Origin of the sequence: Micromonospora sp. CPCC 205554, from assembly GCF_036902745.1 — a bacterium.
In the GTDB taxonomy this organism is placed as follows: Bacteria; Actinomycetota; Actinomycetes; order Mycobacteriales; family Micromonosporaceae; genus Micromonospora; species Micromonospora tulbaghiae.
Window position 1 is genome coordinate 548933 of record NZ_JBAKHP010000001.1, and the last position, 23970, is coordinate 572902.

Here is a 23970-nt window from a genome sequence, read left to right on the forward strand (position 1 = left end):
CGGAGGGCCGCTGCCGGAAGTCGGTAGCGGCCCTCCGCCTCGGCCGGTCACGGCACGTCCGCCGCCGCGGTGACGGGCCGCGCGGCGTCCAGCAGCATCCGGCTCGCCTCGTGGCGCGGGTCGCCGAACACCTGCTCGACAGTGCCCTCCTCGACGATCCGCCCGCCGCTGAGCACGGCGACCCGGTCCGCGTTGCGGGCGATCACACCGAGGTCGTGCGTCACGATGAGCACCGCCAGGCCCAGGGTCCGCCGCAGCGAGTCGAGCAGCGCCAGGACCGAGGCCGCCACCTGGGCGTCGAGGCTCGACGTGATCTCGTCGCAGACGAGCACGTCGGCCCCGGCGGCGAGCGCGCGGGCGATCGCGACGCGTTGCCGCTGCCCGCCGGACAGCTCCCGCGGCAGCCGCGACGCCAGCTCCCCCGGCAGGCCGACGAGCCCCATCAGCCGTCGGGTCTCCGCCGCGGCCGCCTCGGCCGTCATCCCACCGGCCAGGCGGACCACCCGGCCGATCGCCGCGCCCACCGGCCGCCGCGGGTTCAGCGACCCGCCGGAGTCCTGCGGGATGAGCTGCAAGCGGCGTCGCTGGTGCACCGGCCGGCGCCCGAGCGTCGGCTCCAGGACCTCGCCGGACAGCGTCACCCGGCCCGAGCTGGGGCGCAGCGTGCCGACGACGGCCCGGGCGAGCGTCGTCTTGCCGCAGCCCGACGTGCCCAGCAGGGCCAACGCCTCGCCGGCACGCAACCGCAGGGACACGTCGTCCAGGACGACCCGGCCACCCCGCGGCACCGACAGCCCGGACACGGTCAGGACCTCCGCGCCCCGCTGCGGCGTGGCGGCGCGACGGCGCATCTCCGCCGGCAGGTCCGGCACCGCGGCGAGCAGGTCCCGGGTGTACGCGGCGGCCGGCCGGGTGAGCACCTGCGCGGTCGGTCCCTGCTCCACCACGACGCCGCCCCGCAGCACGATCAGGCGATCGGTCATCCGAGCCGCCGCCGCGAGGTCGTGGGTGACCAGCACGACCGCCAGCCCGCGATCGGCGGAGAGCCGGTCCAACTGGTCGAGCACCTGTTTGCGCACCAGCCCGTCCAGACCCGTGGTCGGCTCGTCCAGCACCAGGCCGCGCGGGTCGCCGGCCAGCAGCCGGGCCAGCGCCAGGCGTTGCTGCTGACCGCCCGAGAGCTGGTGCGGGTACCGGCGCAGGAAGGCCCGGTCGCCGGGCAGGCCCACCTCGACCAGCCCACGGCTCACGGCCGCGTCGGACCGGTCCGCGGCCAGCTCGCGGATCTGCGCCCGCACCCGCAACGTCGGGCTCAGCGCCGACGGCGGATCCTGCGGGAGGTACGCCAGCACCCGCCGCCGGACCCGCCGCACCTCGGCGCCGGAGGCCGTCAGCACGTCGTGCCCGTCGACCACGACCGTGCCTCCGGCCACCCGTAGTCCGCGCCGTACCGCGCCGACGAGGGCCATCGCCAGCGTCGTCTTGCCCGCCCCGGACTCGCCGACGACGCCGACCCGCTCGCCCTCGGCGACGCGCAACGACAGGTTCTCCAGGACGGCCCGCCCCGCGGTGTCCTCGACCCGCAGCCCACTGATCTCGATCACCGCAGCACCCGCCCGACGATCCGGTCGATGCCGAGGTTCGCGGCGACGGTGAGCACACCGAGCAGGACCGCCGGCACCGCCACGCCCCACGGGGTGAGCTGGATGCCCTCGACGTTCTGGCTGATCATGGCCCCCCAGTTCGGGCCGCTGGAGCCGAAGCCGAGGAACGCCGCCGCCGCCGTCAGCGTGACCGCGATGGCGAGGCGGGTGCCGAAGTCGGCGAGCACCGGCCGGACGATGTTCGGCAGGATCTCCCGGACGATCACCGACAGGTGCGAGTCGCCGCCGGCGTAGGCGGCCACCACGTAGCCGTCCTCGACCGCGCGGAGCGTCTCGGCCCGGGTCACCCGGGAGACGAACGGCGTGCCGGTCAGCACCACCACGATGATCATCGTGGTGGCGCTGTACCCCCAGCCGTGCAGCAGCACCAGCAGGATCAGCACCGGCGGCAGGCCCAGCAGCAGGTAGTCCAGCCGGGACACCACGGCGTCGGTGATCCCGGCGAAGTAGCCACCGAGCAGGCCCAGCACCAGGCCGAGCACGGTTGCCAGGATCGTCGCCACGACCGGCACGGCCACCAGCGGCCGGCCCCCGGCCAGCACCCGGTCCAGCACGTCCCGCCCGGCGCTGTCGGTGCCCAGCGGGCTGCCCGCCGTCGGCGCGCTGTAGGGCAGCCCGACGATCCGCTCCGGCTCGCCGGCGAACAGCGGGCCGAACAGCGCGACGCCGAGCACGAGCAGCACCACGGCCGTGGCCGTCCCGGCGAGCAGCCACCGCGCGGCCCTCATCGGGCGGCCACCCGCAGCCGGGGGTCGACCGCGAGGACGAGCAGGTCGGCCACGATGAACGAGACGAGGATGATCGCGGCGAGGAGCAGCCCGACCCCCTCCAGGACGGCGGTGTCGTGGTTGCGGACCGCCGCCACCAGCGTCTGCGACAGGCCCGGGTAGTTGAAGACCACCTCGACCACTGTGGTGCCGCCGAACAGCCCGGACAGCAGCCATGCGAACGTCTGGGCGCACGGCGGCGCCGCCGCGGGCAGCAGGTGCCGCGCCACGACCACCCGCTCGGGCAGCCCGGCCAGCCGGGCCGCCTCGACGTGGGGCATCGCGTCCGCGTCGATGACAGTGGCCCGCACGATCCGGCTCGCCCACGCCGCGCCGAACAGCGTCAGCGCGGCCACCGGCAGCACCAGGATCTCCGGCCGGTCCAGCGGTCCGCCGCCCAGCGGCGGCAGCGAGATCGCCGGCAGCAGCGGCCACAGGTCGGCGAAGACCAGCACGAGCAGGCCGGCGGTGACGAACTGCGGGATCGACACCGCCACCACCGCGACCGCGGACACCGCCCGGTCCACCCGGCCGCCCGGCCGCAGCCCGGTGAGCAGCCCCAGTCCCATCGCCAGCGGCACCGTCACCGCCGCGGTGAGGCCGACCAGGAGGCCGGTGGCGGCCAGCGGCTCGGCCACGACGTCCACCACCGGCCGGTGCATCGAGGTGCTGGTGCCCAGGTCGAGGCGCAGCACCGCGGTCCCCCACTCGACGAACCGCACCGGCCAGGGCCGGTCGACGCCGAGTTCGGCCCGGCGCTGCGCGACCTCCTCGATGGTGGCGTCGGGCCCGAGTGACGCCGACGCGGCGTCACCCGGGAGCACCTCCGAGCCGGCGAAGAGCACCACCGCCACGGCGAACAGCGTGGCCACCGTCGCCAGCAGCCGTCGGGCCAGGAACCCGAGCGCGGTCACGCCGGCCCGGTCGCCCGGTCGAACAGCTGGACCGACTGCATCGTGCGGACCCCGCTGATCCCCTTACGGGCGGCGTCGAGCTGCTCCTGGAAGCCCCACAGCAGGTCGCCGCCCTCCTTGTAGAACTCCTCCTGCAACGCCTTGAACGCCTCCGCGCGGGCGTTGTCGTCGACTGTCGCCTGGGCCTTCGCCAGCCGCTCCTGGTAGGCGGCCGACGTGCCGGTGACGTTGAACGGCGCCTTGCCGTGGGTGACCGCCGACAGGTGCACGGCGGCCGGCCGGTTGACGTAGTAGAACGCCTGGAACGGGTGCGTGGCCAGCGTGGTGAGGTCGGCGTAGTAGGCGTCGGGCGAGATCTCCTGGAGGGTCAGCTCGACGCCCGCCTCCTTGAGCTGCTGGGCCAGCAGCCGGCTGGCGTTGAGCATGCCGGGGACGAGCTCGCCGGTCCGCAGCGTCAGCTTCGTGATCCCGGCCTCGGTGAACAGCCGCTTCGCCTGCTCCAGGTCGCGGGCGCGCGCCGGCAGGTCGGCGTAGCCGGGCAGGCTCTTGCCGACCACGTCGTCGGCGGTCGAGCCGAGCCCGAGCAGCGCGTTGTCGACCAGCGCCTGCCGGTCCGCGGCGAGCCGGACCGCCTGGCGGACCCGGGCGTCGTCGAACGGCGCGAGCTTCTGGTTCATCGCGAACGACAGCGCGTTGGCGTTCGCCGGACCGCCGCGGACGACTGTCAGCTCGCTGTTCGCCGCCTCGGTCTTCGCGCCGGTGGAGCTGATGCTGACGGCGTAGTCGACCTGCCCCGCCTTCAGCGCCGACAGCCGGGCGCCGGCGTCGAGGATGCCGACCACCTGGAGTTCGGCGACGCTCGGCTTGCCACCCCAGTACTGCTCGTTGGCGACCAGCCGGGTGGTGGTGCCGTTGCGCTCGGCCAGCCGGTACGGGCCCGACCCGATCGGCTTGCTGAACTCGGTCATGCCGGCCGGGAAGACCGGCGAGAAGACGACGAGGACGGCTTCCTTGAAGTCGCCGCGCGGGGTCAGCAGCGGCACGGTGACCGTGCGGTCGTCGACGGCCGTCACCTTGGCGAGGTCGACGTTGGCGTAGACGGAGGCCCGGTTGCTGGGCTTGGCGCCGAGCGTACGGATGCTGTGCACCACGTCGGCGGCGGTGACCGGCTTGCCGTCGTGGAACGTCACCCCGGAACGCAGGTTGATCGTCCACACGCTGCCGTCGGCGTTGGGCTGCACCGACTCGGCGAGCTGGTACTTGTACTCGCCGTTGTCGAGCACCATCAGCGAGTCGTACACGTGCCGCATGACGATGAGCGTCGCGCCGATACTGGTCAGCAGCGGGTTGCCGGCTTCGGCGTCGGTGACCGCGTTCGGCGCGCCCACCTTCAGCACCGCCAGCGACCCCCCGCCGGCCGCCGCCGGCGACGGCTCCTCGTCCTCGCCGCAGGCCGACAGCAGCGGCACGCCGGCCACCGCGGCGCCCGCGACGAGACCCATCCGGAGCAGCGCGCGGCGATTGAACGGCGAGTCGTACGGGGTGGGCGACATGGTTCCTCCACAAAAAGTCGTGCCGGTGAAATCGGATCGCAAGACGTCTGCGGATCTGACGGTCGCCGATCATCGGCACGGGTGTCTGCTCAATAGGGCGCGGTGTCAGGTGGCCGTCGGGGCGGACATCAGCGCCATCAGTTCCGGGGTGTACAGCTCCCGCAGCGACACGATGCCGGCCACCGCGTCGAAGTAGCGGGTGGTCAGCTCGGGGCTGCTGCCGACGGCGCGCAGCAGCGCGCGGCGCTTGTCCCGCGCCTCGGCCTGGGCCACCAGCAGGGTCGCCTGGTAGTTCTCCATCAGCCGCTGCTCGCGTTCCCGGTCGTACTCGGCCAGCGCGGCGTCGAGTCGCGTCCGGTCCCCCAGGTGCTCGCCCACCGACTCGGCGAGCAGGTCGGCCTGCATGAACGCGTCGGAGATGCCGCGCGCGGTCAGCGAGTCCTTGTGGTGGCCGGCGTCGCCGGCGAGCGCCCAGCCGGGGCCGTGCGCGCGGCGGAAGAAGTTCTGCTGGTCGCCGGTGCCGTGCACGGCGCCGATCTGCCGGCCGCGCTCCATCTGCTCGTACAGCCGCGGCGCGTTGGTCCGGACGTTGTCGAGGTAGGCCGCGCGCGCGTCGTGCCGGACCTCGTCGAAGCGCTGCTGCGGGTAGTAGGCGGCGACGAGCACCGCGCCGTCGTTCGTCGGCACCGCCGACACCCAGCCGGTCTCGCCCTCGTACATCTCGAAGTGCGTCTTCGGCCCGTCCCAGAACGCGTAGTACGCGCAGGTCAGCGGCGGGTGGGCGGTCGTCGTGGGCGCGTCCACGAGCCCGGCGACGGTGGAGCGCATCCCGTCGGCGCCGACGACCAGCGCGGCCCGCTCGTCGCCGCGGTCGGTGCGCACCCCGACGACCCGGTCGTCCTCCCACAGCAGGCCGGTGACCCGGCAGTCGTCGCGGAACTCGGCGCCGGCGTCGACCGCGGCGCCGGCCAGCAGGGGATCCAGGATCGAGCGGCGGGGCGCGTACGCCGCGCGGATGCCGTCGATGCCGCTGCAGCAGCCCTCGACTCGCACGTCACCCAGCTCGTAGACGACGTGGTCCAGCGGCGGGCAGCCGGTGGCCCGCAGCGCGTCCAGCAGACCCCAGCGGGCCAGCCGCGCGACGCCCGGCTGCTGGATGTAGAGCGTGGAGAGCTTGTCGGCCGGGAAGGCGCTGCGGTCCAGCAGCAGCACCCGGTGGCCCTGGCGGGCCAGGAGCATGGCGGTCGGCGCGCCCGCGCAGCGGGCCCCGACGACGACGACGTCGTACATGATCGTTCAACCTCCATCGGCGGTACGGGCGAGGACCACGGCCGTGTTGATGCCCCCGAAGCCGAAGCCGGTGGACAGCGCGTACCGCAGCCGGGCGGGCTCGGGGCCGGGGCCGGCGAACCGGATCCGGGCGTCGATCGGTCGGGCCAGGTTCGGGTTGGGGTGCACGAAACCGCCGGTGAGCTGCGCGACTGTGGCGACGGCCTCGACCACCCCGGCCGAGCCGAGGCAGTGACCGGTCAGCGCCTTGGTGGCGTTCACCCACGGCCGGCCGGCGGCTACGCCGAGCACGTCGCGCAGCGACGCGAGTTCCGTCTCGTCGCCCAGCCGGGAGCCGGTGGCGTGGGCGTTGACGTAGTCCACGTCGTGCGGGGCCAGCCCCGCCGCGGCCAGCGCGGCCCGGATCACGCGGGCCTGCCCGGCCGCGTCGGGATCGGCGAGCCGGTTGGCGTCCAGGCCGAGCGCGTACCCGGGCACCGTCGCCAGGACCTCCGCACCGCGCCGGGCCGCGGCGGCCGGGTGTTCCAGCACCAGCGCCGCGGCGGCCTCGCCGTGCACGAAACCGCGCCGGTCCCGGTCGAACGGCCGGCAGGCGGCGGCCGGGTCGCCGCCCGGCTCGGCGAGCGCGCCGAGCACGGCGAAGCCCCGGTGGTGCATCGGTGTCAGCTCGGTGACCGCGCCGACCAGGACGCAGCAGTCCACCGCGCCGGCGGCGACCATCCGGGCGGCGTGCACGATGCCGACGTTGCCGCTGGCCGAGGCCCCGCCGACGGTGAACCCCTCGCCGGTCGCGGACAGCACCTCGCTGAGCGTGCCGACGTGGTCGGTGTCCTGGACGTGCAGGGCGAACCGCGCCGGCAGGTACGCCGGACGTTCCTGCCAGGTCCGGTACAGCTCGTGCGTGTAGCGCGCGGTCAGGTTGTGCCCGGCCACCACGACGCCGACCCGGTCGCCGGGGATCCGGGCGCCGGGCAGGCCGGCCCCGGTCCACGCCTGGAGCGCCGCCGCGACGGCGGCCCGTACCGGCTGCGGCGCGCGGGCCGCGGCCCGGACCGCCCGGCGGCGCAGCGGCTCGGGCGCGCCGGCCACCGCGTCGTCGAACGACCACCCGGTGATCGGCGCGGCCAGGCCGTCAGCGGTGCCGACGACACCGCTGCGGCCCGCCCGCAGCGCCGTGGTGAACGACGGGACGTCCGCCCCGATCGCGCAGACGATCCCGGTGCCGGTCACCGCGACCGTGCTCACATGTGTGTCCGCAGCAGCTCGACGATCCGGTCGAGGTCGTTGACGTCGCGGAACTCGGAGATCGGCACCACGATGCCGAGCCGCTCCATGGCCAGCGTCACGACCTCGGCCCGGTCGATGCTCGTGCAGCCGAAGTCGCTCAGCGTGCGCCCGGCGGTGACACTCGCCGGGTCGACGTCCGGGACGACCTCGACGAGGCTCGCCTTCACGACCTCGAAGACGGTCATGCCGGTGACACCCGCGTCCCGGAGCGGTCCCGCCGGGTGAACCGGTGACCCCGCGTGGTCTCGGTCGCCATCCGGTTGTGCGGATTGCCGTTGTGTCCCGCGACGAGCACCGAGCCCCAGCGGTCCAGCGACACGGCACCGCCGTACTCCTCGATGACGTCGGTGTCCGGGTAGACGTCCACCGACACCGGCACGTACCGGCCGGCGAAGCCGAGCCGCATCTCCTCGGTCCGCCCGGCGTGCGGCAGCGACGCGTGCATCAGCGTGGACCAGAACATGATCGCCTCGCCGGGCCGCATCACCATCGACACCGCCTTGGACTCGTCGGGCTTCCAGTCCGGGTCGATCTGCAGCTCGCGGTAGTCGTAGCCGAAGAAGCCGCGGCGTACGCCGTCCTTGTCGGTGCTGTTGATGGAGGACGGGTCGTAGTGCATCTTCTTGGTCTCGTCGTAGAACATCGTCCGGTGGGTGCCCGGGATGAACTGCAGGCACCCGGTCTCCTCGTTGGCCTCGGTGAAGGCCGTCCAGACGGTGATCGTGCCGCCGAAGTCCTTCGCGTCGCCGGGCCAGAGGATCTGCGGCTTGCCGGAGGCGTTGGCGAACGTGTCGGCCTGGTGCCAGTCGGTGCCCTCGTCGCCGGGGTACTTGGGGAAGAACTCCGACCGCCAGCACTGCACGTCCGGGCCGAGCACGCTGACGACGCGGTCGACGATCCGCGGGTGGCAGATGTGGTCGGCCAGGAACTCGTTGTCCAGGTGCCGGTCGTAGTTGGAGATGTTGGTGTTGCCGGAGAGCGCGGCCTCGTCCTGGTAGACCGCGTGCGAGCGGTCCAGCAGGCGCAGCCGTTCCCGCCGCCACCGCCGCTGCATCTCCTCGACCTCGTACACCGGGAACGGGCCGAAGTACCCGTTGCGGTGGAAGTCGGCCAGCTCCTCGTCGGTGAGCGTGTAGTCGTCCTCCATGTCAGCCTCCTACCTGTTGCAGGGAATGGTGGCGTCGGGACGCGTCCACCACCTCGGCGAGGCACCCGACCGTGGGCTCCTCCATCTCGGCGCCGGTCAGCGCGATGCCGAACCGGTCGTTCACCATGGCCACGATCCGGGTGAGGGCCAGCGACGTGGCGCCGAGGTCGAACAGGTCGCCGTCGACCGGCACGTCGCGGCGCAGCACCTCGTCGGCGATGGCCTTCACCCCGGACACGGCGTCGTCGCCGGCCGGTTCGGCCAGGCGGTCCAGGACCGCCACGTCGGCCTTGCCCTGCACGGTGAGCGGGATGTCGGCGACCACGTGGAAGCGGGACGGCCGCAGGTAGCCGGGCAGGTCCGCCACGGTCGCGGCGAGGTCCGTCTCGGTGAGCGTGTCCGGGTCCGCGCCGGGCGGGGGCGCGACGTAGGCGACCAGGCGTACGTCGCCCTCGCCGAAGTCCTGGGCGGTCACCAGTGCGGTGCCGACGCCGGGGTGGGCCAGGACCGCCGCCTCCACCTCGCCCGGCTCGATCCGGTAGCCGCGGACCTTCAACTGCCTGTCGACCCGGCCGAGGTAGACCAGGTCGCCGTCGGTCCGCACGGCCCGGTCCCCGGAGCGGTACCAGCGTTCACCGCCGGAGGTGACGAACCGTTCGGCGGTCAGCTCCGGCTGGTGCAGGTAGCCCCGAGCCAGCCCGGCGCCCGCCACGTACAGCTCCCCCGGCGTGCCGTCGGGCACCACCGCGCCGGTCTCGTCGCGCAGCTCGATCCGGACGCCGGGCAGGGGCCGGCCGATCGGGCTCACCGACGGCCGGTCGAGGTCCGCCGCGACGATCCGGCGGGCGGTGGCGTGCACCGTCACCTCGGTGATGCCGTACATGTTGACCAGCTCGGGCCGCTCGTCGCCGCGCCGGGCGATCCACGGCGCCAGCGCCCCGACGTCGAGCCGCTCGCCGCCGAACACCACCAGGCGCAGCTCGTCCGGGCCCTCGTCGGCCAGGTAGGCGGCGGCGAACTGGCGGAACGCCGACGGGGTCTGGTTGAGCACGGTGACCTGTTCGCGCCGCACCAGGTCCAGCATCAGCGCCGGGGTCCGGGCCACGCGCCCCGGTACGACGACGAGCCGGCCGCCGGACAGCAGCGCGCCCCACAGCTCCCAGACGGAGAAGTCGAAGCCGATCGAGTGGAACAGCGTCCACGTGTCGTCGCTGCCGAAGCCGAACCGTCCGGCGCCGTGCTCCAGCAGGGCCACGACGCTGCGGTGGGTCACCTCCACGCCCTTCGGCGCCCCGGTGGAACCCGACGTGTGGATGACGTACGCGGGGTCGTCCGGCCCGGCCTCGGCGGCGGGCTCCCGCACGGCGCCCGTGCCGCCGGCCCGCTCCGCCGCGCCGTCGCCGGCCGTGGCCTCGACGCCCGTGCCGTCGCCGTCGGTGTCCTCGTCGTCGGTGTCGTCGTCGTCCTCGCTGTCGTCGGCCCACAGCACCGGGCCCGACCACTCCGCGAGCGAGTCGGCGGTCCGGGTCACCGCCACCGTCACCGGAACCCGGCTGCCGGCCAGCACCGCGGCGACCCGCGCGGCCGGATGCTCGGCGTCCACCGGCACGTACGCGCCACCCGCCTTCAGCACCGCCAGGACGGACACGACCAGGTCCACCGAGCGGTCGACGCACACGCCGACGTGGACACCGGGGCGAACCCCGTACCCGCGCAACCGCTCGGCCAGCTCACCGGAGAGCCGGTCCAGCTCGCTGTAGGACAACCGGTGGTCGCCGCAGCTCACCGCGATCCGGTGCGGCTGTTCCGCCGCCCGCCGGGAGAAGATCGTGTGCAGGCAGTCACTCACGGGCATCGGTCACCGCTCCGTCTTGGTGGCGTACATGCCCCAGTGCTGGGGCGTGAGCGACAGGTCGGACAGGCTGGACTGGACGAACATCCGCTCCCAGCCCCCGCCGCCCTTCTCCTCCGGGATCCACTGGCGGGTGAACACCTCGCGGGTGGCCGGGTCGCTCATCGCGCGGACGCCCATCAGCGTGTAGTACGAGCTGAGCGACTTCAGGTGGATGAAGTGGTGGATGCGGTCGGACCGGCCGAACGCCTCCTCGTACAGGTAGATGGTGGCGTGGCCGGCCAGCGCCCGGTTCCAGCTCTCGCACAGCGCCCGGGCGAACGCGCGCCCCTCGGCCCGGAACTCGTAGCGCAGCTCGCCGGTGCGGTGCATGAGGATGCCGCAGGTGGCGGAGTTGAGCTGGTCCTCGACCGGCACGTCGGTCTGGAGCTGCGCGGTGGGCACGGTGAACGTGGCCGCGCCGTCGGTGGTCCGCACCGAGTCCGGCGTCTCGTCCGACGTGCCGTACATGCCGAAGGCCGACGGGATGAGCACCGTCTCGTGCAGGTCGCCGTCGAGGAACATCCGGTCCCACGTGCCGCCGCCGCGCGCCGGGTCGATTCGCTGGCGCATGATGATGTCCCGCCACCCGGCGTCGCGGCTGCCCATCTCGATCAGCGTCTCGTAGGCGTGCAGCGACTTCAGGTGCATCAGCCAGTGGAGGCGGTCCTTCGTGCCGAAGGTCTCCTCGTAGACGAACACCGTGATGATGCCGGCGTAGTTGGTGTTGAGGTACTCCGACAGCTCCCGGGCGAACTGCCGGGCCTCGGAGCGGAACTCGGCACGCAACTGACCGACCCGTTCGACGATCACGCCGGCGTTGCCCGAGTGCAGGATCGCGGCCCGGTCGATCGAGGTCTGGGCCTGGGCGGTCGGCAACACGAACGGCGGACTCGATGTGGTGGTCATCGGAGACTCCTTCGCTTCGGCTGGTTCGGTGGGCGCCCGGACACGCTAGTCAGCATCGGAGCAGCCGCTCTGCTCACTACTGGCCACCGGCGGACAGTGCCGGCGCAGGACGTCGGCCGCGCCGCGCATCAGCAGTTCGGCGACGACGTCGACGTGCCGCAGCCGCCAGTCGGCCAGTTCGGTGCCGCGCACGTACCTGTTGAAGGCGCCCATCGCCGGTCCGGTGTGGACCTGGAAGTTCGCCCGTTCGGTGGTGTCGCCGCGCAGCGCCACGTCCGTGGCGTGGGCGAAGTACCACTTGAACGCCAGGGCCATCCGCCGTCGCGGGTCGGCCCGCTCCACCTCCGCGGCGCGGCCGGTGGCCCGGTAGTGCCGCTCGGTCTCCCGCCACACCTGCGCGAACGGCCGGCGGAAGGTGGTTCGTTCCACGGCGTCGCGGATCGCGGCGGGCACCTCGTCCCAGGTGTCGTAGCGGTGGTAGAGCTGGAGCAGCTGGGTGGCCCGCGCCGCGAACATCGTGCCGCGGCGCAGCACCTGCACGCGGGAACCGAACTCGAACGTGTCACCGGCCGGCGCGTACGCCGTGTCCTGGATCCCGGCGCGGGCCAGCAGGTCCTTGACCTCGGGTGACGTCCCGGCCTCCGGGGTGGCCTGGTTGATCGACCCGGTGACCACGAAGTCGGCGCCGAGCACGAACGCCGCGGCGACCGCCTCCGGGGTGCCCAGGCCGCCCGCCGCGCCGACCCGGATGCGTTCGGGGTAGCGGTGCCGGAGCATCTCCGCGTCACGCAGCAGGACGAGGTCCGGCACGAGGGTCAGCGCGGACCGCGCGTCGGTGTGCCCGGCGGAGTCGGCCTCGGCGCACAGGTCGCCGCTGACCGGCAGCCGCGCCGCCGCGGCGGCCTCCCCGGCGGACAGCGCCCCCTCGGCCACGAGGGCGGCGAGCATCGCTGCCGGCGGCGGGGCCAGGAACGCGGCCGCGACCTCGGGCCGGGACACCTTCGCCACGACGTGCCGGACGGCGACCGGGGTGCCGTCGGCGCTCAGGTGCGCTCCGGCGAACCGGAACCGTACCAGCGCCGCGGTGACGCCGGTGTACCCGGCCGCCTCGACGTAGCGGACGTCGTGCCGGACGTACAGCTCCGCCAGCGCCGACTCCAGCGCCGGGTTGTCCGGCATCGCCAGCAGGTTCATGCCGAAGCGGCCCGGACCGGGATCCACGGTGAGCGAGCGCAGGACCGCCTCGACCTCGTCACGGTCGAAGCCGCCCGCGCCGAAGAAGCCGAGCAGGCCCGCCTTGCCCAGGCGGGCGACCATCGCCACCGAGCTGATCCCGCGGTACATCGAGCCGGCGAGGTAGGCCCACGTGACGCCGTAGTCGGCGCGGAACCGCTGACAGCCGAGCGCCGCCGGTCCCGGGTCGCCGCCGTCGGGCACGGCCGGCGCCGCCGCAAGCACCGGGCGGAACAGGTCCGTCAGCACCCGGCCCGGACCCAGCTCGCGCACCGTGCGCACGCCGCGGCCGACCAGGTACGCCATGGTTTCGCGCCACCGCACCGGGCGGCGCAGCTGCACGGCGAGCAGGTCGGGCAGCAGCAGCGGGTCGTGCGGCCGGGCGGTCACGTTGGAGATCACCGGCACCCGCGGCGGCGCGAACCGGACCTGCGACAGCACGTCGGCGAACTCGGCCGCGGCGGCGCGCATGTACCGCGAGTGGAACGCGGCGGCCACCGGAAGCGGGACGCAGCGGCCCAGACCGGCGGCGGTGACCGCCCGCGCCGCGGCCGACAGCGACTCGCGCGGGCCGGAGAGCGTCACCTGGCCGTCGGCGTTGTCGTTGGCCACGTCCACGTCGTCGACACCGGCGTCGGCGAGCACCCCGGGCAGCCGGTCCAGCCGTTCGCCGAGGACGGCGAGCATGCCGCCGCCGGCGGCGCGCGACATGATCTCGCCGCGGCGGCACACCAGGCGCAGCGCCTCCTCGAAGTCCAGGCAGCCGGCCGCGAACAGGGCCGCGTACTCGCCGAGGCTGTGCCCGGCGAGGTAGTCCGGCGGCGGCTCCTCGTCGCGTGCCGCCAGGTAGGCGAGCGCGCCGACCACGAACAGCGCCGGCTGCGCGTACCGGGTGTCGCCCAGCAGGGCGTCGTCGCGGCACAGCCGGGCCACCGGTACGCCGATGATCCGGTCGGCTGCGGCGCACTCGGCCGGGAAGCGGTCGAACAGGTCACCGCCCATGCCCCGGCGCTGCGCGCCCTGCCCCGGGAACACCCAGGCGGACTTCGGTCTGGAGGACACGACTTGGACTGTCCGGCCCGGCGGACGCACTGGCTGCCCAGAGTTGAGCAGCACGCCCGGTCCGGCGCCGCTTAGGTTGCGGCGACAGGGCCGGCCTTCGGAGCGGGGAGCGCATGAACGAGCAGACCGCCATCCCGGACCGCGTGGAGATCGTCCTGGACGTCCTGTCGGGCGTGCTGCCGGCCGGAGTCACCGCGGACGCCGACACGGACCTGGGCGACCTGGGACTCGGTTCCCTCGCCGCCGCGCGGGTGCTGCTGGAGGTCGGTGCCGCGTTCGGCACGGAGCTGCCGACCGACGCGCTGCGCCGCTGCGCCACCGCCCGGGAGCTGGCCGAGCTGGCCGCCCGGGCCGCGCCCGCCGGCGCGGGGCTGCGACCCGAGGTACGCCCGGAGCCCGGGCGGCGGCACGAGCCGTTCCCGCTCACCCCGCTCCAGGAGGGCTACCTGCTGGCCAAGGCGACCGGCGGGCCCGGCTGCCACCTCTACCGCGAGTACGACGTCGCCGACCTGGACGTGGACCGCCTGCGCGCGGCGTGGGGGCGGCTGGTCGGGCACCACGAGGCGCTGCGGCTGGTGCTGACAGCGGACGGGCGTCAGCGGGTGGCCGAGCGGCCGCCGGACTGGACCATGCCGGTCGGCACCGACGCCGAGGAGGTACGCCGGCGCCTCTCCCACCACTCCTACGGCCCGGCCGACGAGCCGCTGTGGACGGTCGAGGTGACCCGTGCCCCGGACGGCGGCGGCGTGCTGCACCTCAGCGTCGACGCGGCGATCGTCGACGGCGCCGGGCTGGAGCTTCTCGTCGAGCAGCTCCGGGCGCTCTACGACGACCCCGGGCGCGAGCTGCCCGCCCCCGGCGTCACGCTGCGGGACCTCGGCGTGGCCCTCGCCGCCCACCGCGACGGCGACGGGTACCGCGCCGGCCTGGAGTACTGGGCCGGCGCGCTGCGCGACCTGCCGCCCGCACCCGCGCTGCCCACCTCCGGCGCCGAGCCCGGCCCGGTCCGGGTGCCGTACACGGCGGCGCTGACGCGGCGCGAGTGGGCGGCGGTGACCGCGTACGCGGGCGACCTCGGCGTGTCCCCGACCGCTGTGGTGCTCACCGCCTTCACCGAGGCACTGCGGCGGGCCGGCGCCGACGCGGCGTTCTCGCTCGTGCTCACCACCAACAGCCGGCTCTGGCTGCCCGCCGGCGCGGCAGGTGTGCCCGGGCCGTTCACCTCGACCACCGTGTTCGTCGCCGAGCCGACGGCCGGGCGGCCGTTCGCCGAGGCCGCCCGGGCGGTCCACGACCGGCTGCGCCGCGACCTCGAACACGCCGACGTGCCCGGCGTGGCCGCGCTGCGCGAGCTGCGGTCCCGCCGGCTGCCGGTCCCGGCGCAGCTCCCGGTGGTGTTCACCAGCCTGCTCGACGTGGGCGGGACCGGCGCCGACGGCCGGTACGCGGTCAGCCAGACCACTGGCGTCACGCTCGACGCCCAGATCGGCGAGCGCGACGGGGAGCTGCGCGTGCGGTGGGACGTGGCGGAGGACGCCTTTGCCCCGGGCGTCGTCGCCGCGACCTTCGCCTGGTTCGTCAACACGCTGCGCTGGCTGCGGCCCGTGCCCGACGACGCCGGCCGTCCCCTCAACGACCTCCAGCAGGCGTACTTCGTGGCCCGGACCACGGGCGGCACCGGGCCGTGGAGCGGCTGCCAGGTGGTGCACGCCTTCGCCGTCGACCGGCTCGACCTGCCCCGGCTGGAGGCGGCCTGGCTGGGCCTGCTCGCCACGCACGAGCCGCTGCGGACCGTCGTCACCCCGGACGGCCGGCTGGTCACCCGCGAGGACGTGCCGGACCGGTGGCACATCCCGGTGACCGGACCCGGCGGGCCGTCGTCCGACGCGGTGCAGCGGGACATGGTGGGCCGGGCCTTCCCGCTCGGCCGTCTCCCCCAGGGTGAGCTGCGCGTGCAGGTGGACGAGTCCGGCGCGGCGACCGTGCACGTGGCGCTGGACCTGCTGGTGGCCGACGGCCGCAGCATCCACCTGCTGCTGCGCGAGCTGATGCGCCGCTACGCCGGCCCGGGCACGCCGGTGGCCGGGCCGCCCCGCGCGCCGCAGGCACCGCCGGACCCGCACGCCCGCCGGTACTGGCAGGACCGCCTGGCCGACCTTCCGCCCGGCCCGCCGATCGAGGCGCACACCGGGCCGCGGCGGCGGCGTACCGCCCGGGTGCCGGGCTGGACGCGGATCCGGCGGCTGGCCCGGGAACGCGGCCTCGCGCTCGACGCGCTGCTCATGGCCGCCCTCACCACCGCGCTCGGCACCCGCCACCACGACCGCTTCGCGGTGCCGCTGGTGCGGTGGACGCCGCGGTCCGAGCCGTTCCGGCCCGCCGAGCTGACCGCGCTGAGCTGGCTGGCCGCCGGCGAGCCGGGCGAGGGCCTGCTCGACCTCGCCGAGCGCTACGACCGGCAGATCACCGCCGACGCGGCGGCGGACGGCGCGTCGGGCCTGGCCGAGCTGCGGCGGCTGGTGCTGCGGCGGATGCGCGACGGCGGCGCCGGCTACCCGGTCGTGTGCACCGGGCTGCTCGAACTCGGCGACGTGCCGCTGCCGGACGGTGTGACAGCCGGCCCGTGGCTGACGTGCACCCCCGACGTGGCGCTGGACTGCATCGCGATCGACGAGGGCGACGACACGCTGCGGCTGTTCTGGGACGCCACCGAGGACGCGATCGGCGACGACGACCTGGACCGGATCTTCGACGCCTACCGGTCGGCGCTGGCCGAACTGGCGGACCTCGGCGACGTCCTGTACGGGTGGAACGACACCGCCGTCGAGTTCCCGCACGCCGGGCCGGTGCACCTGCTGTTCGAGGCCCAGGCCCGGGCCCGGCCCGAGGCGGTCGCCGTACGCGGGCGCGGCGGGACCACGTCGTTCGGTGAGCTGAACGCGGTGGCGAACCGGATCGCGGTCCGGCTGCGCGCCGCGGGCGTCGGCGCCGGATCGGTGGTCGGGATCAGCGTCGCCCGGGGGCCGCTCATGGTCGCCGCCGTCTACGGCGTGCTCAAGGCCGGCGGCGCCTACCTGCCGGTGGAGCCGTCGCTGCCGCCGGCGCGGGCCGCGCTGATGCTCGCCGACGCGGGCGCGATCGCGCTCGTCACGACCGGTGACCTGGACCTGCCCGCGGCGGGCCGGCCGGACGGGATCGCCGTGGTCCACGCCGACCGGGTCGGTTCGGCCGCCGTGCCGGACCCGGAGCCGTGCACCGGCGAGGACGACCTCGCGTACGTCATCTTCACCTCCGGCAGCACCGGCCGGCCCAAGGGCGTCGCGGTCACCCACCGGGCCGTGCACAACCTCCTGCACTGGGCGCGCCGGACGTTCCGCTTCGGGCCGGAGGACACCGGGCTGTGTGTCACGTCGCTCGGCTTCGACCTGTCCGTGTTCGACATCCTCGGGCTGCTCGGCTACGGCGCCTCGATCTACGTGGCCGACGAGGAGCAGCAGAAGGACCCGGCGCTGCTGCTGGACGTCCTGCTGCGGGAACCGGTCACGTTCTGGAACTCCGCGCCGACCACCCTGGCGCACGTCGTACCGCTGACCGCCGCGCACCGCGGCGGGCCCGGCACCACCGACCTGCGGCTGGTGTTCCTCAGCGGGGACCACACGCCGCTGTCCCTGCCCGACGAGCTGCGGGCCTGCTTCACCGCCGCCGAGATCGTCAACCTCGGCGGGGCGACCGAGGCCACCGTGTGGTCGAACTTCTACCGGGTCGGGACGGTCGACCCCGGGTGGCGCATCATCCCGTACGGCCGGCCGATCGACAACGCCCGCTACTACGTCCTGGACGACGACCGGCGCCCGTGCCGGCCCGGCGTCGAGGGCGACCTCTACATCGCCGGGGAGGTGCTCGGCGTCGGCTACCACAACCGGCCGGACCTCACCGAGGACCGGTTCGTGCCGTGCCCGTACGGGCCGCCCGGCGACCGGATGTACCGCACCGGCGACCGGGCGGCGTTCCTGCCGGACGGCAACCTGACCTTCCTGGGCCGGGCCGACCACCAGGTGAAGATCCGCGGGTTCCGGGTGGAACTCGGCGAGATCGAGCACCGGCTGCGCGGCCATCCGGGCGTCAAGGACGCGGTGGTGGTCGCCCGCGAGGAGGGCGGCGAGCGCAAGCTGGTGGCCTACCTGCTGTCCTCCGGTGGCGCCGCCCCGGCCGTACGCGATCTGCGGGCCTTCGCCGCCGAGACGCTGCCCGACTACATGGTGCCGAGCCACCTGGCCGTGCTGGAGCAGTTCCCCGCCACCGACAACGGCAAGCTGGACCGCGCCGGCCTGCCGTGGCCGCTGCCGCCGGCCACGCCACCCACGCCGGACTCTGCACACACGCCGGCCGGTCCGCCGGAACCGGCGGACGCGCCGCACGCGCCGGGTGTCCGTCAGGTGCTCACGGAACTGTTCGCCGACCTGCTCGGCGAGACCGTCGACCCGGCGGCCGACCTGTGGGACCAGGGCGCCACGTCGTTCACCATGGTCCAGGTCTCGGCCCGGCTGCACGAGCGTCTCGGCACCCGGGTGCCGGTGGCGGCGCTGCTGGAGAACCCGACGATCGACGGCATCGCCGCGCACCTGTCGCCCGGCCCGCCCGCACCCGTACCCGCGGACCCGCCCCCGTCCGCCGCGCCGCCGCCGCGGACGGTCGACGTGCTCTCCCCCGCCGAACGGTCCGCCTTCGCCGCGGCCCGGCTGGACCTGCGCGACGACGGCGAGGCGGTGCCGCTGTCCGGGGAGCGCCCCGCGCGGCGGCGGTACCGGCGGCGCGCCTCGCGCCGCGACCTCCTCGACCGGCCCGTGCCGCTGTCCACCGTGGCGGACCTGCTGGGCCTGCTGCGGCCGCTGCCCGACGGCGACCGGACGCGGCGGCTGTACCCGTCGGCCGGCGACACCTACGCCGTGCAGGTCTACGTCCACGTGCCCGGCGACCGGGTCACCGGGCTGCCGGCCGGCGTCTACTACCACCACCCCGACGAGCACACGCTGCGCCGCATCGGCGACGGCGCCGCCCTGGACCGCACCGCCCACTTCGTCTACAACCGGCCGGTGTACGACCGGGCGGCGTTCCAGATCCTCCTCGTCGGGCAGACGCGGGCGATCCGCCCGCTCTACGGCGACGACGCCGAGCGGTACCTCGCCCTGGAGGCCGGCTACCTCGGCCAGGTGCTGATGGGCGCCCAGGCCGACCACGGCCTCGGGCTGTGCCCGGTCGGCGCGGTCGCCGAGGCGCCGGTGCGCGCCGCGTTGCGGCTCGACGACGACCACGTGTTCCAGCAGGCGTTCCTGTGCGGGCCGGTGACGCGCGACGACGAGGCCGAGGCGCCCGCCGCTCCCACCGCCGGTCCGCCACCCGCCGCCGGGCCGCACGAGATCGCCGTCGTCGGGGTGGCCGGCCGCTACCCCGGCGCGGACGACGTCGGGACGCTCTGGCGCAACCTCGACGCCGGCCACTGCGCGATCACGCCGCCCCCGCCCGGGCGGGGCGCCGGACCGGCCGGCGGCTACCTGTCCGGCCTGGAGACGTTCGACAGCATGGTCTTCGGGATCGCACCGGCCGAGGCCGCCGTCCTCGACCCGCAGGTACGCGTCCTGCTCGAAGTGGTGTGGGCGTGCCTGGAGGACGCCGGCCACACCCCGGCGTCCCTCGGCCGGGTCGGTGTCTTCGTCGGGGTGATGTGGCACGACCACCGCCTGGCCGGCACGGACCGGTGGCGCGACGGCGGCCCGGCCCGGATCTCCGGCACCGGCTCGGAGATCGCCAACCGGATCTCCCACACCTTCGACTTCCGCGGCCCGAGCGTCGCGGTGGACACCTCCTGTTCCTCCGCGCTGACCGCCCTGCGCCAGGCGGCCGAGAGCCTCGACCGGGGCGACTGCGACACCGCGGTGGTGGGCGCGGTGAACCTGCTGGCGCATCCGTACCACGTGGCGGTGCTGCGCGGGCTGGGCCTGGTCGCCGAGACGCCGTACCGGGCGCTGGACGCCGCCGCCGGCGGCTGGTCGCCCGGCGAGGGCGCCGGCGCGCTGCTGCTGCGGCGGCTCGGCGACGCGCGCCGGGACCGCGACCGCGTCGACGCCGTGGTGGAGAGCACCTGGGTGGGGCACAGCGGCGCGACGAGCCGGTTCGGCACGCCCGACGCGGCCACCCTGGCCGGCTCTCTCGCCGAGGCGGTGAGCCGGGCCGGGCTCACCCCCGCCGACATCGGCTACGTCGAGTGCGCGGCCTCCGGGGCCGCCCTGTCCGACGCCGCCGAGATCGAGGCCGTGGGCCGGTTCCTGGCCGCCGCCGCGCCCGGTCCCGAGGGGGTACGCGTGCCGATCGGCACCGTCAAGCCGAACCTGGGCCACGCGGAGGCCGCGTCCGGGCTCGCGCAGCTGACCAAGGTGCTCCTCCAGCTGCGGCACCGCCGGCTCGTACCGACCCTGGTGGCGGAGACGCCGCACCCGCTCGTCGACCTCGGCGCGCTGCCGGTGCGGTTCGTCCGCCGGTCCGAGCCGTGGACCGGCGTCCCGCTGCGCGCGCTCGTCACAGCGGTCGGCGCGACCGGCACGGTGGGGCACGTGGTGCTGCGGTCCGACGAGGAGGAACGATGAGCAACCGGTGGATCAAGGGCCCGGCCGACCCGGACGCCCCGATGCTGCTGTACTGCGTCCCGCACGCCGGGGGCGGCGGCTCGTTCTTCCGGCCGTGGCGTGCCGCGCTGGAGCCGTACCTGGGCGTCTGCCCGGTCGTGCTGCCCGGCCGGGAGTCCCGGCTGTCGGAGCCGCCGTACACCAGCATCGAGCACGTCGTGCCGCCGCTGGCCGCCGCGATCGGCGCGCACGCGGACCGCCCGTACGCGTTGTTCGGCCACAGCATGGGCGCGGTGGTCGCGTACGAGACCGCCCGGCGGCTGTCGGCCGGGCCGGGCGGCCCGTCCCGGCTGTTCGTCTCCGGCCGGCGCGCGCCGCACCTGCCCGCCCGCCGGCCGAACCGGCACACGCTCGGCGCGGACGAGTTCCTGCCGGCGGTCGCGGCGCTGGGCGGCACGCCGGACGAGGTGCTGCGACGGCACGACCTGATGGCGTTGTTCCTGCCGGGGCTGCGCGCCGACTTCGCGGTCAACGAGACGTACCGGCAGTTGCCCGGCCCGCCGCTGCGCTGTCCCGTGTCGGCGTTCACCGGCGACGCCGACCCGGAGGTCGACGTGGTGGAGATGCGCTCCTGGGCCGAGGTCACGTCGGCCGGCTTCAGCCTGCGGGTGTTCAGCGGCGGTCACTTCTATCTGGCCGGCCCGCCCGCCGAGCTGGCCGAGGCGCTCCTGGCCGATCTCGCCGTGCGGTCCTGAGCCGGGGCCGGAGACGACGGAACGGGACGGGCCCGCGCCCGTCCCGTTCCCGTTCTCCCGCGCTCAGGCGGACAGCGAGGCCACGACCTCCTGCGTCGCCTGAAGCAGGATCCGCGACATCGTGCGCAGCTCCTCTTCGGTCATCACCAGCGGCGGCACGATGACGATGGTGTCGCTCGGCGCCGAGTGGATGATCATGCCGAGCTCCCGGCACCGCTCGGTGATGCGGGTCGCGACGCCCAGCTCCATCGGGAACGGCTCGCGGGTCTCCACGTCGGCCACCAGCTCGACGGCGGCCAGCAGGCCGCACTGGCGGACGTCGCCGACGTGCGGGACGCTGCGGAACTTGTCCAGCTCCTCGGCCAGGACCACGGCCTGCGCCTGGCCGTGCCGGATCAGGTCGTCCTTCTCGAACAGGTCCAGGCTCGCCAGCGCCACGGCGACGGCGAGCGGGTTGCCGGAGAACGTGTGCCCGGACAGCAGCATCTTGCCGTCGCCGCGGAACGCGTCGAACACCTCCGCCGACGCCATCGTCGCCGTCAACGGCATGTACCCGCCGGTCAGGCCCTTGCCGACGCAGAGGATGTCGGGCGAGACGCCGTCGGCCTGGCAGGCGAACATCGGGCCGGTACGGCCGAAGCCCACACCCAGCTCGTCGGCGATGAGCAGGACGCCGTAGCGGCGGGCGATCTCGGCGACCCGGGCCAGGTGGCCGTCGCGCGCCACGATCATGCCGCTGACGTTCTGCACGCGCGGCTCCACGAGCACGGCGGCTACCTCGTCGCCTTCGCGCTCCAGCACCTCCTCCAGCGTGTCCGCGCAGGCCAGGTTGCAGTTGTTGTTGCACAACCCGCACCGGTACGCGTACGGCTGGGCGAACGAGCTGGTCTCGCGCAGCAGCGGCTGGTAGAAGTTCTTCAGGATCGTCATCTGGCCCACCGACAGCGCGCCGATGGTGTCGCCGTGGAAGGCCCCGCCCATGGACACGAACTTGTTGCGCTGCGGCGATCCCTTGAAGACCCAGTAGGAGTACGCCATCTTCATCGCCGTCTCCACGGCGCTGGAGCCGGACTCCAGGAACAGCACCTTGTCGATGCCCTCCGGGGCGAGCCGGACCAGCCGGTCGGCGAGTTCCGCGGCGCCGGGGTGGGTCATGCCGTACAGCGTGGTGTGCGCGATCTTCGCCGCCTGCGCGGCCAGCGCCTCGTTCAGTTCCCGACGTTGGTGGCCGTGGATGTTGACGCCCAGCGAGGAACCCGCGTCGAGATAGCGGTTGCCGTCGCTGTCCACCAGGTAGACACCCTCGCCGTGGGTGATCACCAGGGGCTTGGCGTTGAGGTAGGCGTCGGTGGGGGTGTACGGGTGCCACACGCGCTGCTGGTCCAGCGTGCGCAGGCGTTCGGTCTCCGTGGTTTCGAGGTCCATGCGTCGGCGCTCCGTCATCGAAGGGAACCAGGACAACAGCACGCAGTCCACCGGAAGAGGGCCGGTGACGTCTGCGCAGTAGTGCGCAGGGTGGCCGGTGCTCAACTCTGAGCAGAGGTGTCGCCATGGCCCGGAAATGCTCATCCGGAGCCGGCGCCGACCGGTGCGGCCGAACGCTGGAGAGGGGACGCCGACGTGACGACCTCCGAACAACCGGACCTGATGTCGCCCGCCGCACGGGAGACGGCCTACGACACCTACGCCGCCCTCCGCGACGCCGACCCGGTCTCCCGGGTCCGGATGCCCACCGGCCAGGACGTCTGGCTGGTCACCGGCTACGACGAGTGCACCAGCTTCCTCACCGACTACCACCGGTTCAAGACCAGCCCGACCGTGATGCCCGAGGGCATGGAGGCGCCGGCGCTGCCCGAGGCGGTGGTACGGCTGCTCGGCGGCAGCATGGGCAGCGTCGACCCGCCCGAGCACACCCGGCAGCGCCGGCTGGTGCAGCAGGCGTTCACGCCGCAGTACGTCGAGCGGCTGCGCCCCGGCGTCCAGCAGATCACCGACCAGCTCGTCGACGGGCTGCTCGAACGCGAGGGACGGACCTTCGACCTGGTCGAGGACTTCGCGGTGCCGCTGCCGCTCACCGTCATGTCCGACATGCTGGGCATCCCCCGCGCCGACCGGGACCGGTTCCGGCTCTGGTCGGAGCTGCTGCTGTCGCTGGACCCGACCTCCGCGCAGTCCGCGCCGCAGGGCATGAGCCCGGCCCAGGTGATGGCGGAGATCGAGGAGTTCGTGCGTTACCTGGACGCGCTCATCCAGCGCAAGCGCGCCGAGCCCGGCGACGACCTGATCTCCGGGATGGCCCTGGCCGAGGCCGACGGCGAGCGGATGAGCGACGACGAGCTGCTGAAGATGGTGGCGCTGCTCGTGGTCGGCGGCCTCGGCACCACCCAGCACCTGATCGGCAACATGGTCCTGGCGCTGTTCCGCAACCCCGACCAGCTGCGGCTGCTGCGCGACAAGCCTGAGCTGGCGCCCGGCGCCGTCGAGGAGATGCTGCGCTACCACGGCCCGATCGAGATCAGCTTCCCGCGGTTCGCCGCCGAGGACACCGAGATCGGCGGCGTGCCGATCAGCCGCGGCGAGATGGTGATCGGGGTCCTCGCGGCCGCCGACCGCGATCCGGGCCGCTACCCGGAGCCGGACCGGCTCGACATCGAACGGACCCCCAACCGGCACCTCGCCTTCGGCCGGGGCGCCCACATGTGCCTGGGCGCGCCGCTGGCCCGCGTCGAGGGGCAGGTCGCCATCACCACGCTGCTCGCCCGGATGCCCGACCTGCGCCCGGCGGAGAGCCTCGACGAGACGCCCTGGCGGCCCGGGCTCACGCTGCGCGGGCTGACCGCGCTCACGGTCGAGTTCTGACCGGGCCGGCGCGACCGGC

15 protein-coding genes are annotated in these 23970 nt (G+C 74.5%); 3 read left to right on the forward strand and 12 right to left on the reverse strand.

The window, feature by feature from the left end:
- Positions 1-47: 47 nt before the first annotated feature.
- The 11 genes from V6U82_RS02510 to fabD form a co-directional block, all read right to left on the reverse strand.
- Positions 48-1604, reverse strand: coding sequence for an ABC transporter ATP-binding protein (locus V6U82_RS02510; RefSeq protein ID WP_334458931.1), 1557 nt, complete (start codon positions 1602-1604; stop codon positions 48-50).
- Positions 1601-2392, reverse strand: a complete 792-nt coding sequence (locus tag V6U82_RS02515) for an ABC transporter permease (RefSeq protein ID WP_128139157.1) — start codon at positions 2390-2392, stop codon at positions 1601-1603. The genes V6U82_RS02510 and V6U82_RS02515 overlap by 4 nt, the downstream gene beginning before the upstream one ends.
- On the reverse strand, positions 2389-3345 hold the full coding sequence (locus V6U82_RS02520) for an ABC transporter permease (RefSeq protein ID WP_334458933.1): 957 nt from the start codon (positions 3343-3345) through the stop codon (positions 2389-2391). Before V6U82_RS02520 ends, V6U82_RS02515 begins: the two co-directional genes overlap by 4 nt.
- Positions 3342-4898 carry an ABC transporter substrate-binding protein gene (locus V6U82_RS02525; protein ID WP_128138615.1) on the reverse strand — a complete coding sequence of 519 codons (1557 nt, stop codon included), beginning with the start codon at positions 4896-4898 and terminating at the stop codon, positions 3342-3344. The genes V6U82_RS02520 and V6U82_RS02525 overlap by 4 nt, the downstream gene beginning before the upstream one ends.
- 105 nt (positions 4899-5003) lie before the next feature.
- The gene (locus tag V6U82_RS02530) at positions 5004-6188 is read right to left on the reverse strand and encodes an NAD(P)/FAD-dependent oxidoreductase (RefSeq protein ID WP_334458935.1); all 1185 of its coding nucleotides are present in this window, start codon (positions 6186-6188) and stop codon (positions 5004-5006) included.
- A gap of 6 nt (positions 6189-6194) precedes the next feature.
- Positions 6195-7433 carry a beta-ketoacyl synthase N-terminal-like domain-containing protein gene (locus tag V6U82_RS02535; RefSeq protein ID WP_334458936.1) on the reverse strand — a complete coding sequence of 413 codons (1239 nt, stop codon included), beginning with the start codon at positions 7431-7433 and terminating at the stop codon, positions 6195-6197.
- The gene (locus V6U82_RS02540; RefSeq protein ID WP_334458937.1) at positions 7430-7660 is read right to left on the reverse strand and encodes a phosphopantetheine-binding protein; all 231 of its coding nucleotides are present in this window, start codon (positions 7658-7660) and stop codon (positions 7430-7432) included. Before V6U82_RS02540 ends, V6U82_RS02535 begins: the two co-directional genes overlap by 4 nt.
- A complete protein-coding gene (locus V6U82_RS02545; protein ID WP_128138445.1) occupies positions 7657-8622 on the reverse strand; it encodes a chlorinating enzyme in 966 nt (321 codons plus the stop codon). Before V6U82_RS02545 ends, V6U82_RS02540 begins: the two co-directional genes overlap by 4 nt.
- Before the next feature lies 1 nt (position 8623).
- A complete protein-coding gene (locus V6U82_RS02550) occupies positions 8624-10477 on the reverse strand; it encodes an amino acid adenylation domain-containing protein (protein WP_334458938.1) in 1854 nt (617 codons plus the stop codon).
- A 3-nt stretch (positions 10478-10480) separates the two neighbouring features.
- A complete protein-coding gene (locus V6U82_RS02555; protein ID WP_120569409.1) occupies positions 10481-11422 on the reverse strand; it encodes a DUF6039 family protein in 942 nt (313 codons plus the stop codon).
- A gap of 45 nt (positions 11423-11467) precedes the next feature.
- Positions 11468-13717, reverse strand: coding sequence for an ACP S-malonyltransferase (gene fabD / locus V6U82_RS02560; RefSeq protein WP_334458941.1), 2250 nt, complete (start codon positions 13715-13717; stop codon positions 11468-11470).
- A 113-nt stretch (positions 13718-13830) separates the two neighbouring features.
- Between fabD and V6U82_RS02565 the strand changes: the two genes are divergently transcribed.
- Positions 13831-20358, forward strand: coding sequence for an amino acid adenylation domain-containing protein (locus V6U82_RS02565; RefSeq protein WP_334458943.1), 6528 nt, complete (start codon positions 13831-13833; stop codon positions 20356-20358).
- Positions 20355-21092 (forward strand): thioesterase II family protein, encoded by a 738-nt coding sequence (locus V6U82_RS02570; RefSeq protein WP_334458944.1) that lies wholly within the window; start codon positions 20355-20357, stop codon positions 21090-21092. The genes V6U82_RS02565 and V6U82_RS02570 overlap by 4 nt, the downstream gene beginning before the upstream one ends.
- Before the next feature lie 63 nt (positions 21093-21155).
- On the opposite strand, the gene bioA is transcribed toward V6U82_RS02570, so the two are convergent.
- Positions 21156-22517, reverse strand: a complete 1362-nt coding sequence (gene bioA / locus V6U82_RS02575; RefSeq protein ID WP_120569405.1) for an adenosylmethionine--8-amino-7-oxononanoate transaminase — start codon at positions 22515-22517, stop codon at positions 21156-21158.
- Between the two features lie 195 nt (positions 22518-22712).
- Here bioA and V6U82_RS02580 point away from each other — a divergent pair, with 195 nt between their 5' ends.
- Positions 22713-23951, forward strand: a complete 1239-nt coding sequence (locus V6U82_RS02580; RefSeq protein ID WP_334458945.1) for a cytochrome P450 family protein — start codon at positions 22713-22715, stop codon at positions 23949-23951.
- Positions 23952-23970: the final 19 nt, after the last annotated feature.

What these genes read in the sequence shown, in the direction of transcription:
- V6U82_RS02555 (WP_120569409.1), bottom strand. Translation starts at nt 11,422, where the DNA reads ATGACCACCACATCGAGTCCGCCGTTCGTGTTGCCGACCGCCCAGGCC.
- V6U82_RS02530 (WP_334458935.1), bottom strand. Translation starts at nt 6,188, where the DNA reads ATGTACGACGTCGTCGTCGTCGGGGCCCGCTGCGCGGGCGCGCCGACC.
- V6U82_RS02525 (WP_128138615.1), bottom strand. Translation starts at nt 4,898, where the DNA reads ATGTCGCCCACCCCGTACGACTCGCCGTTCAATCGCCGCGCGCTGCTC.
- V6U82_RS02540 (WP_334458937.1), bottom strand. Translation starts at nt 7,660, where the DNA reads ATGACCGTCTTCGAGGTCGTGAAGGCGAGCCTCGTCGAGGTCGTCCCG.
- V6U82_RS02570 (WP_334458944.1), top strand. Translation starts at nt 20,355, where the DNA reads ATGAGCAACCGGTGGATCAAGGGCCCGGCCGACCCGGACGCCCCGATG.
- V6U82_RS02565 (WP_334458943.1), top strand. Translation starts at nt 13,831, where the DNA reads ATGAACGAGCAGACCGCCATCCCGGACCGCGTGGAGATCGTCCTGGAC.
- V6U82_RS02545 (WP_128138445.1), bottom strand. Translation starts at nt 8,622, where the DNA reads ATGGAGGACGACTACACGCTCACCGACGAGGAGCTGGCCGACTTCCAC.
- bioA (WP_120569405.1), bottom strand. Translation starts at nt 22,517, where the DNA reads ATGGACCTCGAAACCACGGAGACCGAACGCCTGCGCACGCTGGACCAG.
- V6U82_RS02515 (WP_128139157.1), bottom strand. Translation starts at nt 2,392, where the DNA reads ATGAGGGCCGCGCGGTGGCTGCTCGCCGGGACGGCCACGGCCGTGGTG.
- V6U82_RS02550 (WP_334458938.1), bottom strand. Translation starts at nt 10,477, where the DNA reads ATGCCCGTGAGTGACTGCCTGCACACGATCTTCTCCCGGCGGGCGGCG.